Origin of the sequence: Shewanella aestuarii (assembly GCF_014647215.1) — a bacterium.
GTDB classification, from domain to species: Bacteria; Pseudomonadota; Gammaproteobacteria; order Enterobacterales; family Shewanellaceae; genus Shewanella; species Shewanella aestuarii.
Genome location: NZ_BMOT01000004.1, coordinates 101,684 through 118,023, shown reverse-complemented (window position 1 = coordinate 118,023; position 16,340 = coordinate 101,684). Strand labels below are relative to the sequence as shown.

Here is a 16,340-nt window from a genome sequence, read left to right as displayed (position 1 = left end):
CGCAAATGGTTTAACGACTGTTTGCGCTTTTTTTTATCTGTTATTTGCCGCTAAATTAATCCTTCCGCTTTTAATTCCCCCTTTTAATTAGCATTATTTTGTTTATTCAGCCTTAGGCAACTTAGTTAAAAATTGCTAAACTCTACCGCGACTTTTAATGTCTATGCATAACTTATTGACCAGAAGACCTTAATTTATAGGAAACCAACGTGACAGATTCAGCGATGCGCCTAAATAAATACATCAGCGAAAGTGGCATTTGCTCTCGACGTGATGCAGACCGTTATATTGAGCAAGGTAATGTATTTATTAACGGCAAACGTGCTCAAGTTGGTGATCAGGTCAATTTTGGCGATAAAGTGAAAGTGAATGGTCATGATATTGAGCCACGAGATGCGGAAGACTTAGTATTTATAGCCTTAAATAAACCTGTGGGTATTGTCAGCACCACAGAAGGCACCGAGCGCGACAATATTGTTGATTTTGTAAACCACTCAACTCGTATTTTCCCAATAGGTCGGTTAGATAAAGACTCGCAAGGGCTGATTTTTTTAACCAATAATGGTGATTTGGTTAATAAAATATTGCGCGCGGGCAATAACCACGATAAAGAATATGTGGTAACGGTAAATAAACCCATTACTGATGATTTTATTAAAGGTATGGGCGCGGGTGTGCCGATCCTTGGGGTCGTGACAAAAAAGTGTAAGGTTGAGCAGGTATCACCTTATGCGTTTAAAATTATTTTAGTACAAGGGCTTAATCGCCAAATTCGTCGCATGTGTGAATATTTTGGCTTTGAGGTCACTAAGCTTGAACGCCAAAAAATCATGAATGTCAGCCTTAAAGGTTTGCCGATTGGTGAGTGGCGCGATCTCGATAAGCAAGAACTTGATGTATTGTTTGAGATGATCAAAGACTCCTCTTCAGAAGATAAAAAATCTGCAACGAAGAAAAAATCTAAACCAAAACCTAAAGCAGAATCTCTTCGGGATAAAATCGAAGGCCCAGAACACTTTATGCAACACAACCGCAGCACTAAACATAAAGGCCAGGCTAAAGGCGCTCCACGAGGGCAAACTAAAGGTCAGGCACAGCAGGGTAAAGGTAAACCAGGGCCGTCAAGAAAACCTAAACGCTAAGATTCAATTATTTAGTACGACCAACATGAATTGATGAAGGCGCCAGCAATGCTGGCGCTTTTTTATTGGCTGATTTCTTCGAATAAATAGCGGTTAAAGGCATTATTTCTTAAAAAGGTAAACTTTTCTGGCTTTCAGCACGTAATGGTCGGTATGTAATTACTATGCCCGAATGCCTCATGCTCTCATATCACTCCTTCGGTGTTTTTTAATGAGCTTAGATTAACCGTTGTTCTGAAATTAAAGGCCTTGATACACAATAACTTCGATATTTTTGCAGCAGTTTTTGATATCCATAGCTGCAACCCCATTCATTTTCAACAGACATCAATGGGTATTTATTAGCTGGCATTCAGGTAAACGTTCGATTGAATTTGTCTCTATAGCAGCTTCCGCCATAGAGGCCTTTACCTATTAAGTGAGCATAGGTAAAGATTACTGTTCATTTTTTGATGACTTATTCCAAACTGATAAAGCAGGGTAATGTTTACTCTAACCTAACGCGCTAAGCATGAGAGCAACAGATAGTGATAATGACGATTGCAACAAAATATGGGGACTGACTCAATGAAAAAATCACAGCTCCCATCTAAGGTGTGCCTGACTTGCTCACGTTCTTTTAATTGGCGCAAAAAATGGCAAAGGGATTGGCAAAATGTGAAGTACTGTTCAAAACGTTGTGCGGGAGGAAGAAACCGCATACTAGTTGGTATAGCTAATGATAGTCACCTTGTTCGTGGGCATTTATCAGCCGATAAACCTCACTTGAGCCAAGCTACCTCAAAGTCACCAAATCAGATCGATGAAAAGTGTTGGGGCAAGAGATGAAATCAGCAACAAGATTAAGGTTAGTTTTAGGGGATCAACTGAATGCTTCACACTCTTGGTTTCGAGAAAAGCATCAGGGTACTTTATATGTGATTGCCGAGTTGCACCAAGAAGCCAGTTATACCAAACATCATGCACAAAAAATATCGGCTTTTTTTGCCGCAATGTCGCAATTTGCAGATGCACTTGAGCAAGCCGGTCATCGTGTATTGCACCTGACTTTAGATGAAACGGCCCAATACCAAGATTTACCGGCTTTGCTAGCTGCATTATTCCAGCGCCATAACGTCGACCATTTTGAGTATCAACTCGCGGATGAATACCGCTTACGTCATCAACTTGAGAATTTTACTCAAGGGTTAACTATTAAGGTAACACCTTATGAAACCGAACATTTTTATTTAAAAGATGCAGAGTTAGCTCATTATTTCCAGCAAGGGAAAAAGCATCGGTTAGAACATTTCTATCGCAAAATGCGGCTTAGATTTAACGTTATGATGGAAGGTGATGAACCTTTAGGTGGTCAATGGAATTTTGATCAGCAAAATCGTCAAAAAATAAAACCTAAAGACTTTGTAGCGGTACCAGAACCCTTGTTATTTAGTCATGACGTTACATTAATATGGGAGCGTATTCAGAGGCATAACATCAATACCATAGGTGAGATGAATACTGCGTTATTATGGCCCGTCAACCGCAAACAATCTTTATTGTTGTTAGATTATTTTTGTCGTTTTTGTTTGGTTCGATTCGGTCAGTTTCAAGATGCCATGACAGCAAAATTAGATGCCCTAGGCGAGTCTAAGCAATGGGCTCTCTATCATTCTAGATTGTCGTTCGCACTTAATACTAAAATGATAAGTCCTCAATGTGTTGTTGATACCGCCATTGCACAGTATGTGTCGTCTGAAGGCGAAATATCTCTGGCACAAATTGAAGGTTTTGTACGGCAAATTATCGGTTGGCGAGAGTTTGTTAGGGGCGTTTATTGGAGCAATATGCCTGAATATGGCCAATTGAATGTGCTTAATGCCGATAATTTACTTCCTGACTGGTTTTGGAATGCCAAAACCAACATGAATTGCTTACATTATGCGATCAAACAGTCACTTCAATATGCATATGCACATCACATCCAGCGATTAATGGTAACTGGTAATTTTTGTTTAATAACTGCGATTGATCCCAAGCAGGTCGATGATTGGTATTTAGGCATTTATATCGATGCGATTGAATGGGTGGAAATGCCAAATACTCGAGGCATGAGTCAGTTTGCCGACGGGGGTATTGTTGGTTCTAAGGCCTATGCTGCTAGTGGTAATTATATTAATAAAATGAGCGATTATTGTAGTGATTGTAAATATAGCGTCAGTAAAACAATTGGCGACAATGCGTGCCCATTAAATGCCTTGTATTGGAATTTTATGGCTAAACATCAACAACTTTTTTCCAATAATCCACGTAACAAAATGGTTTTTGCTAATTGGCAAAAAAAACCAATTGATGATCAGCAAGCTATTTTAAAACGAGCAGAGTATTTGCTGAATAATTTACACAACATTTAAGCTCCATTTGGCTGACTACCGATTTAACCTTAGGACTTCATTTAGGAGATATCATGAAGCACTTTTCAACACAAGATTTCGCCATTCTTGATAAACAATATCGAGCCAAACTAATTAACAGTTTATCGGGTTTTAAAAGTGCGAATTTAGTTGGAACGCAAGATGCTTTGGGGATCACAAATTTATCAATGGTAAGTTCAGTATTTCATATTGGCGCAGATCCAGCTTTAGTAGGGATGATTATACGTCCTGATGAAGTACCAAGAGACACTTTAGCCAATATTAAAAATAACGGTTTTTATACCATTAACCATGTCGGTCTTGGTATTTTTCAGCAAGCCCATCAAGCATCAGCTCGTTATAATGCTCAGGAATCCGAATTTGAAAAAGTGGGACTCACACCAGAATATCATCAAGGTGTTAGTGCGCCCTTTGTGGCTGAAAGTCAGCTCAAATTTGCAGTTGAAATGCGTGAAATAATCCCGCTATCAACTAACAATACCATATTAGTAATCGGTGAGATCTGCCACTTATATTGTATGCCCGATGCCATCAAAGCGGATGGCTATATTGATATTGAATCACTTGAAACGGTTACAGTATCAGGGCTTGATTGTTATCACATAACCCGAAGGTTAACTAGACTAAGTTATGCTAAACCCGATAAAGAGCTTCATTGTTTAACCCTAGATGGTGAAGGTAGTTAAAGGTTACAAACACATAAATGATCCACATCAACACACTTACGATAAATCACGCTATATTAGGATCTGTTGACCTTTTAAGCTGGTTTTAGCAGCACTTTGTGGGAATTTATACTAGGCAGAGGCTTTGACGTTTAGCTGGCCTACTTAAAAAGCCGATAACGTAGTAGAAATGGACTACAAAGGCTGGCCGAAGGGGGCGGCTAGAATCGCTTTATGCTTTGTTAAGAAATATTTACTTAGCCTGCTAGGCTACATGCTCTTTGCCGCGCCTAAAACGATTCTATCTCGAACAAAATTTAATCTTAAAAGGTTAGCTGACCCTAGCTATATCAAATTGGCTTAAGTGAATATCGTGACCAATAAAACGTTAATTTTTTTGCTCAAAACTTCTATTACTATTGGTATATGCTTAATATTATTAGGTATATACCTGCATAACTTTAATGAGACTATTGAAGCCATGGGCGTACGGGGCATTATTATTAGCGCTATGTGCGTGGCATTTGGCATGGTGTTGTCATTGCCTACCAAAATGTACCTGACTTTTTTGTTAGTTAAGCGAGAAGAGCAATAACCGATAGATTAATGGTTTATCTCTGGGGGATGGTTTAGATTTTGATTTAAACTCATTGATATTGCGAAGCTTCAGATCTTTTGTGATTGAGTGCTGATGTGAACTTCAGCTTTAAGCCTTTGCATCTGGCTATCTTAAACCCTCAGAAATTCAAATCCCTCAATATTAACACAATCCCAAGGCCAACTTTTAAGGTGTTGCTTGCCCTGAACCACTATTTGGCAGAGGTGTTTCTGGTAATAGGTAGGTTTGATACTGCTGCATTTTGTTTTGCCAGGCTGGATCAGCGTTTAATTGTTTTACTAAGCTAATGACAGTTTCAAACTCGGCTTGTAGTTGCTTAGGGGCAAAAATATGTCGGGTAAAGGTGTCATGCGGCTTAGATGAAAAATAAATAGGGGTATCAGCATTTAATAATTGTTGATAATAAATTGTGGTGGCCCTCGAGACGATAGCGCAATCAAAGCGCTTTTTAAGTAGCATGTTGATTAATTGAGATTCATTTGCGGTATCAATTCGGGTCATTAAACCATCAGCAACTAATGTATCGACTGTGTGATAGCGAAAACCTGAAATACCGCCGATACTTTTGCCTATCAATGCTTCTTTACTGCTAAATTCAATCGGGTTATTCGAATGCGAAATGATTTCATCTTGATCGTTAATAAAGGCTTCAGACCATAAATATTTTGTTTTTTTAACATCCTGAAACCAAATCGGATTAACTCCAATTACCATCCCTTCAAATTGGTCGGAGTTGAGCAAGTAATTTAAGCGTTTACGAGGAATGTAAGAGACGCTGAACTGATAAGTTTGTTGGTGAGTGTTAAAAAATTGTTCAATATCATATAGTAAACCAATTTTTTCTGAGCTATTGATAACATAAGGGGGCATATAATGATATGTGTAAAGATACATGACTTTACGTTGAGGCGGTGATGCGCCCCATAGGTCAAAACAAATCAGTAACAGCGTTAGCCAGATATATTTCAAATGGTTTTCCTTTTCCTTTTCCTTCTTTTATCAATGATTTTAGAGCCACTGAACTTTTCCTTATCCTAATATAGTCGACATTAATTCGGTATGCACCATTCAATTTGGTATTTTATTGTCAATTACTGGTCTAATTATTCACCTCAAAAAAGTCTTCTTGGGTCATTTATTCAATAAAACCAAGACTATTGGGTCAAAAACACCGATAATTCACTTTAATTAGATAATGTGGCCGTTAGGCTGTGAATGACTGTAGGTGTATTCAATGGAAATCAAAGTAAATTTTCTCGATAATTTAAGACTCGAAGCCAAGTTTGACGACTTTACGGTGACAGCAGATCAGCCCATTCGTTATAAAGGCGATGGTTCTGCACCGAGTCCTTTTGATTACTTTTTAGCTTCATCAGCATTGTGCGCGGCGTACTTTATTAAGGTGTATTGTAAAGCTCGTGACATTTCTACTGAAAACATTCGATTATCACAAAATAACATTGTAGATCCTGAAGATCGCTACAACCAGATCTTTCAAATTCAGGTTGAGTTACCAGAAGATATTTCTGACAAAGACCGTGAAGGTATTCTGCGTTCAATCGATCGCTGTACCGTTAAAAAAGTGGTGCAAACGGGCCCTGAATTTAAAATTGAAACCGTTGAAAATTTAGATGCCGACGCCAATGCGATGTTAATAGGGCAGCCTGATAGCGATAGCAGTACCTTTATTTTAGGCAAAGATCTGCCGCTTGAACAAACCATCAAAAATATGACCAGCATGTTAGCTGAGCTGGGGATGAAGATTGAAATCTCATCTTGGCGAAATATTGTACCTAATGTGTGGTCGTTACATATTCGCGATGCGGCATCGCCTATGTGTTTCACCAATGGTAAGGGAGCGACTAAAGAAAGCGCACTGTGTTCAGCATTGGGTGAGTTTATTGAGCGTCTAAATAATAATTTTTTCTATAATGATCAATATTTTGGTGAAGAAATTGCGGCTAGTGAGTTTGTGCATTACCCAAATGAAAAGTGGTTTGCACTTGAAGACGATGATGCATTACCAACAGGCATTTTAGATGAGTATTGTTTAGATATTTATAACCCAGATGAAGAATTATGTGGTTCACACTTAATTGATACCAATTCAGGTAATAAAGAACGCGGTATTTGTGCTATACCCTACACGCGCCAATCAGATGGTGAGACCGTTTATTTTCCATCAAACTTAATTGAAAACTTGTTTTTAAGTAATGGCATGAGTGCGGGTAATAACTTACAAGAAGCGCATGTTCAATGTTTATCAGAAATCTTCGAACGAGCGGTAAAACGTCAAATCATCGAGCAAGAAATTGTTCTTCCTGATGTCCCTATGGCTGTGTTAGAAAAATACCCAAGCATACTTGCAGGGATTAAAGGCCTCGAAGAGCAAGGCTTTCCGGTTGTTGTGAAAGATGCATCGTTGGCTGGACAATTTCCTGTGATGTGCGTAACCCTAATGAACCCAAGAACAGGCGGAGTTTTTGCCTCATTTGGTGCACATCCAAGTTTTGAAGTGGCATTAGAGCGCAGCTTAACCGAGTTATTACAAGGCCGAAGCTTTGAAGGTTTAAATGATGTGCCTAAGCCCACGTTTAACAGTATGGCTGTGACCGAACCAGAAAACTTTGTTGAGCACTTTATCGATTCTACAGGCGTTATTTCTTGGCGTTTCTTTAGCAGTAAGTTCGACTTTGATTTCTGTGAATGGGATTTTTCGGGTACGAATGAACAAGAAGCTGAGGCGTTATTTGGTATTTTATCGGCAATGGGCAAAGAAGTTTATATTGCTGAGTTTACTGATTTAGGTGCTTCAGCATGCCGAATTTTGGTACCAGAGTATTCTGAAGTCTACCCAGTTGATGACCTGATTTGGGATAATACCAACAAGGCGCTGCTATACCGTGAAGATATTCTTAATTTACATTCTTTAAGCACCAAAGCGTTGGGTAAATTAGTTAATCGATTAGAAGAAAGCCAGCTAGATAACCAAACCGATATCCCTACATTAATTGGCATCGTATTTGACGAGAATTCGGTTTGGGGGCAATTGACTATTATAGAGCTTAAAATTCTGATTTATTTAGCTTTAGGTGAGCATGAAGAGGCAATTGAATTAGTCGGCGAGTTTCTTCAGTTTAACGATAATACAGTACAACGGGGTTTGTTCTATCAAGCCATTAATGCGGTACTGGAAGTAACATTAGATGAAGAGTTAGAGCTAGAGCACTTCATTGATAACTTTAACCGTATGTTTGGCAAAGAAGTGATGGAAAACGTTGTTGGTTCTGTTACTGGAAAAGTGCGATTTTATGGTTTAACTAAAACCAGCATGAAGTTAGAGGGTATTGAACCACATTTACGTTTGATTGAAAGTTATAAAAAATTACATCAGGCGCGTAAAGCTGTCGCTAAGTTAAAGTAGTACAGCAGGTGCTGCTGAATAGCATGAGCACAATATGACATAAGATAATTGCTGCTTTGTAATGGTAGTTATCTTAAATAAAAATGCCAGCCGAGTAATCGACTGGCATTTTACTTACTATAAATTAAAATTCGCCGATAACTTTTACGGTATCGTTTACCGCACTGCTATCAATGTAACCAATCATGTTAGGGTTGGAGGAAATTAATTTAATCATATCTTCGGCATTCGGCACTTCTTTTGGGGGAGTCCCTTTACCTGTAAACACTTTCTTTGACCAATAAGACTTAAGCTGGCTAGAAGATTTACCTACCACAGTGGTATCAAATGTTTCTTTAATACTTTGTGAAGCATCCATATTTACAGGTACAGCTTGTTCACCACCAGGAAATGATTTTGTCTTACCTAGATAAATATTCTCGATTGCCTTTTTATCGATATTATCTGCATTACTTGGATGAACAATTACTGCAATTGCAGCAGAAGCTTGCAGCGAAACAAAACTCAACAGGATTGAGCAAAGTAATTTATTCATGTCTCCCTCCTAAAATACTAAGTCAATACCGAAACTAATGGATTGCGAGTCACCGGCCACTTTTAAGCCCGGACCACCATTATCTTCGACGTCATCATATTGAAGTTTAAATGCTGCTGAAGGATGAAAGTCCCAACGAACACCGAATGAGGTGGTATTGTGGACCTCGCCTTGCTCTCCATCATCGAAATCTGAATAAGATACATAAGGCGTAAAATCTTTAATTCTATAGCCGAGGGTAACTAGATAAGTATCAAGATCAGAGCCTTGTAAAGAAAGGCGATTTAATTCTGTTAACAGTAAAAAGTTTTCATAATCGATATTTACTGATAAACCGTAAAATTTGCCTTTCCGTTCAGTGCTGCCATCCCATACTTGCTGTACATCACCAATGTATCTCTCATTAGTGTACTGCATGTGTGTTAGGCGGATATCTAGCCATTCGCGATTAAACTGGACAACAATACCGCCAATGTCTTTCCATATTTCGCGGGTACTTTCTAAAAAGAAAAACTCAGATAATAGTTTATTATCATCACTGTCTTCTCGGCCATAATATACTTGACCTGATACTGTCCATTCACCGACGAGATAATTATAAAGTGCACTAACCCCTGTATAATTAAAGACCTGCCAAGTATAGTTATCTGCTGGCGGGCGTATCCAAGTATAGGCATAACCTACATCAAAAAAGTCACTGTAGTAGTATAAAGGAAGTCGTTTTTTACCGCCCTGAAAAGTCCAGTTGTCGTTGACTTCATAGGAAATATAAGCCCATTCAAAGTCTGCTGAGAAGTCGTTTGCCCCTCTAGATACTACTTGTGCAGTTGCAGATAATCCATCCATGAGATCTGCACTAAATTGAAGCCCAAATAAGGTATCAGGGTTAAAGCTTATTTCTTCTTCGTAAACTCCCACTAACGGGTAATCCGCTAGAAAAGAGGGCCCTAAATCAAACTCTTCTACACCCGTACCATCTAATACTTTACCGCCGACGACAGATGCAAAACCTGAAATATGCACTTCGGCTACTGCTGAGGATGAAAGTAGTAGGGTACTTATTGCAATTGCTATCTTCTTTTTCATAGAAAAACCTTAAAGTTAGGTATATTCGTCATTAAGATTAGGATAGTTATTCATTAGTGCAACTTTTTGTGAACTTTTTTGCAACAAAGTTGTCTTGCATTGATTTGAATCAAATTTTATAGATTTCAATGAGTGGTGATTATGGTTCTCTCGTCTTTGGTGTGCCCTTGTGTTTCTCAGTGAATATTTGTAATCGAATTAATCTATCAAAATGAGAGAGAGCTATTTGCTATCAAAACAAGGCTTGAACCATCAATGACTTTATTACTTCTTCTTGTAGTTTAAGTTCTAATCAATAAACCCTGTTAACAACTGTTTTTGTTGAGAAAATGTAAATATAAAGGTTGTTATTTTATTGTGATATGAAATACTCATACTTATTGTAGTACTACTATCCATTCTAATATCGCCTTTTCAGGATTCTGAAAAGTATTTCTGAATTCAAGTAAGAAGTTTTTTTAAATGGAATGATTTAATTTTTAAACAACCTCAAGGATGATTTATGCCTAAGATTTTAGTTAATACAATTTTGTTAGCCAGCCTATCCAATATTACTGTAGCCGCCGAACTCCCTACTATTCTGGATTTCTTGCCTATATGTGAACCGACAGTCCTTAGTGAATTTAATCAGGAATTTAGTTTTTCAAGTGATGTAGATGAAGATAATCCAGATAAACTAGGTCTTGAACAGTTTAGAGAACTTTCGATTAATAATGTATTGTTGTCCGCTCAAGAAAATGGCAAGAAATCAGGAGCTGAAGCTATAATTGTTGAGCAGTTATTAGTTAATAGTTTTGCTAGAAAATTAAAAACTTATTCTGATAGTGGCAAAAGGCTTGAAAATGAAATTAGAAAATTTAACATTACAATAAAAACAAAAAATATTTCACTTTGTGATAATAAACAACTTAGTAATAAGTCAACGCCATTTAATCGTCATGGTAAGAAAATTATTTCAACTAATGTTTCTATAGCCATGGCTTTACCTGATAGTGAAAAGTTGATTCGTCAGGCACAAAACCATACCCCTCCTAAATCCAGTGTGTCGGTAAATGGAGCTTACGAAATAATACTAGGTGACTCTTTTTTAAAATTAACAGAAAAAATGGGGCCAGAAAGCATTAAATTATTAACTGATGATGATACTAAAATTTTAGGTTATGGCAGAAGTTTATGGTTTCATGTAAAAAATGATAAAGTAATTAGCATTGAAAAAAGTAATAATATTCTGAACAGTCACGGAACAAATCTTATCGAATTTAGCGAGAACTATGATATCGATGATTGGTATATTGGAAGTGTGAATTACCGAGATACATACCAAAAGGCTAGTAAAATATTAGATCTGGTTAATAGTAATAATGATATCGTGGTTTATGGAAAACAATCCCAACTTTTATTAAATTTTGAGAGTTTCAAGAAAGATAAGTCTAAAGAAGCAGAACTATTATTAAATGGTTTTACGGTATTGCCTTTAGGTGGTGTAAAAAAGTCTGCCAATCTTGACTTTTCAGCGACGGCATCTATCGATATTAGCCATGCTTTTTTTATGGACACCCAAGATGTATATCAACTAAATAATCAACAACGTATCAACCAAATTAATTTAACTGAAGAAGGCATTTGGGTGATTGGCAATGAGAACCTTCTTTTTTCGGTTAATGATGATGGTTTAGTTAATAAAATAAGAGTGACTGAGTCAATTATTCGAGATCAAAGCAAGCAAGAGTTTAACCAGGTATTGTCGGGATATAATATACCAATGTTAAAGTCTGAATTTCTGACCTTGTACCCAGATGCAGAAGACAATTTTGACACTGTGATGGTGTTTAAAGGTAATAAGCAGTTATTTGCTACTTTTGACTCATATGAAGATAACGCACAGTTAATTGATGTTGTTATATTATTTGATAACTGATTAGCTCGCTATTATCTGTTGTCGGAAGAATGTAGATTTGATTGAAAGTGATGCCGAAAGCAACGCTTTCATGCATCACTTTAACCAACCAGGTGCCACTTATTCATTGCATATTATAAGCCTGACAGCACCATAGATGACTATCGTAAAGTAGTTGCAGCTGGAGTGTCATCCGGTCTTTTAACCTAGTGATAGATAGAGTGGCATGCTGAATGATGGATTTACATTTACAAAATCTAATACAAATGGTGCAGGCTATAATGTCTATTAGATTAAAACCCAACATATCTAGTTCTGGGTAATACCTTACATTATTAGTGCGTTTAGGTATTGATTCAACATCAATGGCAGGAAATTGAGCAGTGAAATATTTGCTCTGTAGTTTAATACGGGCTATATATCGCCCGTATTAAAAAGTCTTGATGTGTATGAGTCTAGACGAGCTGGCGTTATTGCACTTAGTTACAGTGATTTGCACCAGGCTAGTTACCTAGGTGAATTAATAAGTCGATTTATTAGGCTATTTATACCCAAACAACTTGAAGATACGTGTTTCAGAGCTTCACCGTGTTTTCAATACTAGGCGCGTTAATGCGGTAATGTAGGTACCTTATAAATTAGCGCAACAACGCTCTTGATTTAAAAATCAGGGGAACACGGTGAAACTCCCTGAGGGCAAGTTTTACACGCGTTTATGCTGCGTTATTGATTTTGAAAAGGGAATAACCATTCCCAGCAATCAATGCCTTGCCTAAACGCGTGTAAATTCTTGCTGAAATCGAGCATCTTCAGGTTGTTTGGGTATATACAAGTTATTTGTCTGAATTGGTTGAGCCTATTTTATGAATGGCTATATCAGCGCCGTGAAATTCATCTTCCTGGCTTAAACGTAAACTGCTAACTTTGTTAATGGTGCCATAAACTAATATCCCGCCGATGATGGCAACAATGACGCCAGCAATGGTACCCACCACTTGCGCGCTAAAACTGACGCCACCTAAACCACCAAAAGCCGATTGACCAAAAATACCTGCAGCAATACCGCCCCATACACCGCATAGTCCATGTAAAGGCCATACCCCGAGTACATCATCTACTTTCGAACTGCGTTGTAATTTGGTGTAAATCACCACGAATAATCCACCTGCCACACCACCCACAATAAATGCACCCACAGGGTGCATTAAATCAGAGCCTGCACAAACCGCTACCAGACCAGCTAAAGGGCCGTTATGAATAAAACCTGGGTCATTTTTACCCACAATTAAGGCAATAATAGTACCGCCAACCATTGCCATTAGACTGTTAACCGCAACAAGGCCGCTAATACCATCTAATGTTTGTGCTGACATGACGTTAAATCCAAACCAACCTACAATCAGTACCCATGAGCCTAATGCAAGAAATGGAATATTTGAAGGAGCAAAAGCGATACCGGGTTTACGTCCACGTCTTGAACCCAATAATAAAATGGCTACCAGCGCCAGCCAACCGCCCATAGCATGTACAACAACAGATCCAGCAAAGTCATGGAATTGTGCGCCAAAAGTGTATTCTAACCACGCTTGAAAACCAAAGTTACCATTCCAAATAATCCCTTCAAAAAACGGATAAACAAATGCCACAATGAGGGCTGAAGCAAACAGAAATGGTTTAAAGCTACCGCGTTCGGCAATGCCACCAGAGACAATGGCGGGGATCGCTGCAGCAAAGGTTAGCAGGAAGAAAAACTTCACGAGCTCATAACCATGGTTTGCGCCTAATGTTTCTGCACTGACAAAAAAATGTGAGCCATAAGCAATTTGATATCCAATCACGAAGTAAGCCACAGCAGAAAAAGCAAAATCAGTAATGATTTTAACTAAAGCGTTCACCTGGTTTTTATGACGAACCGTACCTACCTCTAAAAATGCAAAACCTGCGTGCATTGCGAGTACCAAAATGGCACCCAATAAAATAAACACGGTATCGGCACTTTGAGCGATCACGCCAATGGCATCACTAATATTATTATCCATTAAGAGTCCTGATGTGGTTGGGAAACAATCTTAGCCTTAAAAAGCAAAAATCATTCCTGTTTATTCAGGATAAGGAAAAAGATGTTTGTCATTGGTGCAACATAATGAAAATGTTAATTAAATGTATAACTGTGATGTGCCTTGTTGGTGCAAAAATCTGCCTAATTGAATGCTTTTAATAAGTTAGGATGTTTGAGTTTGTACTATTTTAGTGCACTGGTGGCGTAAATTGGTGCACTGCAATGGTGCGTTGTAAAATCGATAATTTATGTTTTATGCCATCGCTTGTGCTGTCAATAGGATGAATAGCAAGCCGCTTAAATGATTGAGGTTCTGGCGTTAATACTTTTAGCATTTCTATTTCCCTAAACTTCTCACTCAGATGACTAATCTAGATCAACCATTATGAATGGTATTTAAACGCTCATTGCTTTCATCATTGGATTATTATCGAATCATCCTTTTAAGGGGCACAATCTATTCGTGCGCTTTTCACACTTTTGAATTGCCAGCTTGCCTTTAACTAGACAGTCAGTCTAATATTGGTGCATGAATGAAATAATCACTAAACCACGTCGTGGTAGACCGCCTAACGCGAGTCGAGATAATCAAGATACCAAAGCGGCTTTAATTCGCAGCGGGCTTGAGCAGCTAACCGAAACGGGATTTGCCGGTTCGGGGATTGATGTTATTTTGAAGAAGGTCGGCGTACCCAAGGGGTCTTTTTACCATTACTTTGCCAGTAAAGAAGCATTTGGTCAGGAAGTTATCGCAAACTATGCTGCCTATTTCATGCACCAACTGGATAAGTGCTTAGCGGATGAGTCAGTTGCAGAAATTAATCGCTTAAATTTGTTTGTCGCAAAAGCCAAAATTGGCATGACAAATTATCAATTTAAACGTGGCTGCCTGATAGGTAATTTAGGCCAAGAAGTGGATTTATTACCTGAAAGTTACCGTCAACAACTGATTGATATCTTTGTCAGTTGGCAGACAAGATTAGCCATGTGTTTTCAAGCGGCTCAAGACCAAGGGGATATTCACCCTCATATCGACTGTGCCCTATTAGCTGAACTATTTTGGGTAGGTTGGGAAGGTGCGGTTAGTCGTGCAAAATTGGTACAAAGTGCCAAGCCATTACAAGATTATTATGATTTTTTTATCGCGGGCTTAGTCACTCAATCGAAATAAACCCAGTTGGATGTTAGCTGTTTGCTGTTGATTGAGTGGTGGTAATAAAAATTTTTTGCATTTAAATAGACGGTCGGTCTAAATTGGAGGTTTTATGTTTCGTGGCATTTTAATTGAAAAAGATCAACAAGGTTATCGTGCAACCCTAAAAGATATTGATGAATCTGTGTTGCCAGAGGGCGATGTGTGTGTCGATGTTCTTTGTAGCACATTAAATTATAAAGATGGTCTAGCGATCACAGGTAAAGCTCCTGTTGTGAGACAATTTCCTATGGTGCCAGGCATTGACCTTGTAGGGCTTGTTTCACATTCAGATTCGGACGAGTTTGTGATAGGCGATACGGTATTATTAAATGGTTTTGGCGTAGGCGAAGCCCATTGCGGAGGTTTGGCACAAAAGGCTCGCTTAAAAAGTGATTGGTTGATCCCATTGCCAAAAGCGTTTTCTCCTCGTCAGGCGATGGCTATTGGTACGGCGGGCTATACAGCCATGTTATGTGTCATGGCATTAGAAAAAAATGGCGTCACACCAGATAAAGGCGACATTTTAGTTACGGGCGCAAATGGCGGTGTTGGCAGCTTTGCCGTGATGATTCTAGCTAAGCTAGGATATCACGTGGTGGCCTCAACGGGACGCACTGAACAGGCTGCTTACTTACATAAATTAGGAGCCAAAGAAGTCATTGATCGCCATTTATTGTCTGAGCCAGGACGCCCATTGGCCAAAGAACGCTGGGCAGGGGCTGTTGATTCTATTGGCAGTCATACTTTAGCCAACATTTGTGCCAATATTAAATACGGTGGCACTGTGGCCGCCTGCGGTTTGGCACAAGGTATGGATCTTCCTGCCACTGTTATGCCATTTATTTTACGTGGCGTAACATTAGCTGGTGTTGATAGTGTAATGCGTCCAATTGCTGATCGTGAAGCGGCCTGGCAGCGTCTTGCTGACATTATTGAACCACAAATGTTGGCTGATATTGCTACTGAGATGACACTGGAGGGAGTCATCCAAGGGGCAAATGACTTGATGGCCGGTAATATTCGCGGACGTATCCTTGTCCAAGTTGGCTAAAAACACTTTACTCTTTATTGAATGTTCACGCTTAGGTGATTAATCATCACTCCATCCGTCTCAAGGCAAACGTTTTCACACCAACCCAATTCAACCAGAAAATAGCCTTGGTTAGATTTAAAATTACTATAAAAATGCCAGTCAGTTAGCTGACTGGCATGTTAGTTTTTTAAAGCTGTAAATGACTGTACTATGGATTTATCTACTTATTACGCCGCATTGATTAGCAAAACAATGCGGCGCGAGAATCATC

At 38.6% G+C, this 16,340-nt stretch carries 13 protein-coding genes and 1 pseudogene; 9 read left to right on the top strand and 5 right to left on the bottom strand.

From position 1 onward, the window contains the following. Positions 1-209 precede the first annotated feature (209 nt). From rluF to IEY03_RS17065, 5 genes and pseudogenes are all read left to right on the top strand, one after another. Positions 210-1,142, top strand: a complete 933-nt coding sequence (gene rluF / locus IEY03_RS07935; protein WP_248986378.1) for a 23S rRNA pseudouridine(2604) synthase RluF — start codon at positions 210-212, stop codon at positions 1,140-1,142. Between the two features lie 567 nt (positions 1,143-1,709). Further along, positions 1,710-1,841 (top strand): annotated as a pseudogene (locus IEY03_RS17070) (DUF2256 domain-containing protein); the annotation flags it as partial. A 125-nt stretch (positions 1,842-1,966) separates the two neighbouring features. Beyond that, complete coding sequence (locus tag IEY03_RS07925; RefSeq protein ID WP_188840824.1) at positions 1,967-3,535, top strand: cryptochrome/photolyase family protein; 1,569 nt, start codon at positions 1,967-1,969, stop codon at positions 3,533-3,535. A gap of 53 nt (positions 3,536-3,588) precedes the next feature. Next, positions 3,589-4,242, top strand: coding sequence for a flavin reductase family protein (locus tag IEY03_RS07920; protein WP_188840823.1), 654 nt, complete (start codon positions 3,589-3,591; stop codon positions 4,240-4,242). 352 nt (positions 4,243-4,594) lie between these two features. Then, positions 4,595-4,816, top strand: a complete 222-nt coding sequence (locus IEY03_RS17065) for a hypothetical protein (protein ID WP_229778235.1) — start codon at positions 4,595-4,597, stop codon at positions 4,814-4,816. A 189-nt stretch (positions 4,817-5,005) separates the two neighbouring features. On the opposite strand, the gene IEY03_RS07915 is transcribed toward IEY03_RS17065, so the two are convergent. Further along, complete coding sequence (locus tag IEY03_RS07915) at positions 5,006-5,809, bottom strand: transporter substrate-binding domain-containing protein (RefSeq protein ID WP_188840822.1); 804 nt, start codon at positions 5,807-5,809, stop codon at positions 5,006-5,008. Positions 5,810-6,074: 265 nt separating this feature from the next. Between IEY03_RS07915 and IEY03_RS07910 the strand changes: the two genes are divergently transcribed. Beyond that, complete coding sequence (locus tag IEY03_RS07910) at positions 6,075-8,264, top strand: OsmC domain/YcaO domain-containing protein (protein ID WP_188840821.1); 2,190 nt, start codon at positions 6,075-6,077, stop codon at positions 8,262-8,264. Between the two features lie 124 nt (positions 8,265-8,388). Here the strand turns inward: IEY03_RS07910 and IEY03_RS07905 are convergent, their stop codons facing one another. Together IEY03_RS07905 and IEY03_RS07900 are read right to left on the bottom strand one after the other, a co-directional pair. Then, positions 8,389-8,799, bottom strand: coding sequence for a type 2 periplasmic-binding domain-containing protein (locus tag IEY03_RS07905; protein WP_188840820.1), 411 nt, complete (start codon positions 8,797-8,799; stop codon positions 8,389-8,391). 9 nt (positions 8,800-8,808) lie between these two features. Beyond that, positions 8,809-9,885, bottom strand: coding sequence for a porin family protein (locus IEY03_RS07900; protein ID WP_188840819.1), 1,077 nt, complete (start codon positions 9,883-9,885; stop codon positions 8,809-8,811). Positions 9,886-10,387: 502 nt separating this feature from the next. Here IEY03_RS07900 and IEY03_RS07895 point away from each other — a divergent pair. Beyond that, positions 10,388-11,803, top strand: a complete 1,416-nt coding sequence (locus tag IEY03_RS07895; protein ID WP_188840818.1) for a hypothetical protein — start codon at positions 10,388-10,390, stop codon at positions 11,801-11,803. Positions 11,804-12,615: 812 nt separating this feature from the next. On the opposite strand, the gene IEY03_RS07890 is transcribed toward IEY03_RS07895, so the two are convergent. Then, positions 12,616-13,821: an ammonium transporter gene (locus tag IEY03_RS07890; RefSeq protein ID WP_188840817.1), complete on the bottom strand. Its 1,206-nt coding sequence runs from the start codon at positions 13,819-13,821 to the stop codon at positions 12,616-12,618. Between the two features lie 208 nt (positions 13,822-14,029). Continuing rightward, positions 14,030-14,176 carry a hypothetical protein gene (locus IEY03_RS07885; RefSeq protein ID WP_188840816.1) on the bottom strand — a complete coding sequence of 49 codons (147 nt, stop codon included), beginning with the start codon at positions 14,174-14,176 and terminating at the stop codon, positions 14,030-14,032. Between the two features lie 194 nt (positions 14,177-14,370). Between IEY03_RS07885 and acuR the strand changes: the two genes are divergently transcribed. Next, positions 14,371-15,012: an acrylate utilization transcriptional regulator AcuR gene (gene acuR, locus IEY03_RS07880; protein ID WP_188840815.1), complete on the top strand. Its 642-nt coding sequence runs from the start codon at positions 14,371-14,373 to the stop codon at positions 15,010-15,012. 94 nt (positions 15,013-15,106) lie between these two features. Then, positions 15,107-16,087 carry an acrylyl-CoA reductase (NADPH) gene (gene acuI / locus IEY03_RS07875; RefSeq protein WP_188840814.1) on the top strand — a complete coding sequence of 327 codons (981 nt, stop codon included), beginning with the start codon at positions 15,107-15,109 and terminating at the stop codon, positions 16,085-16,087. Positions 16,088-16,340 lie beyond the last annotated feature (253 nt).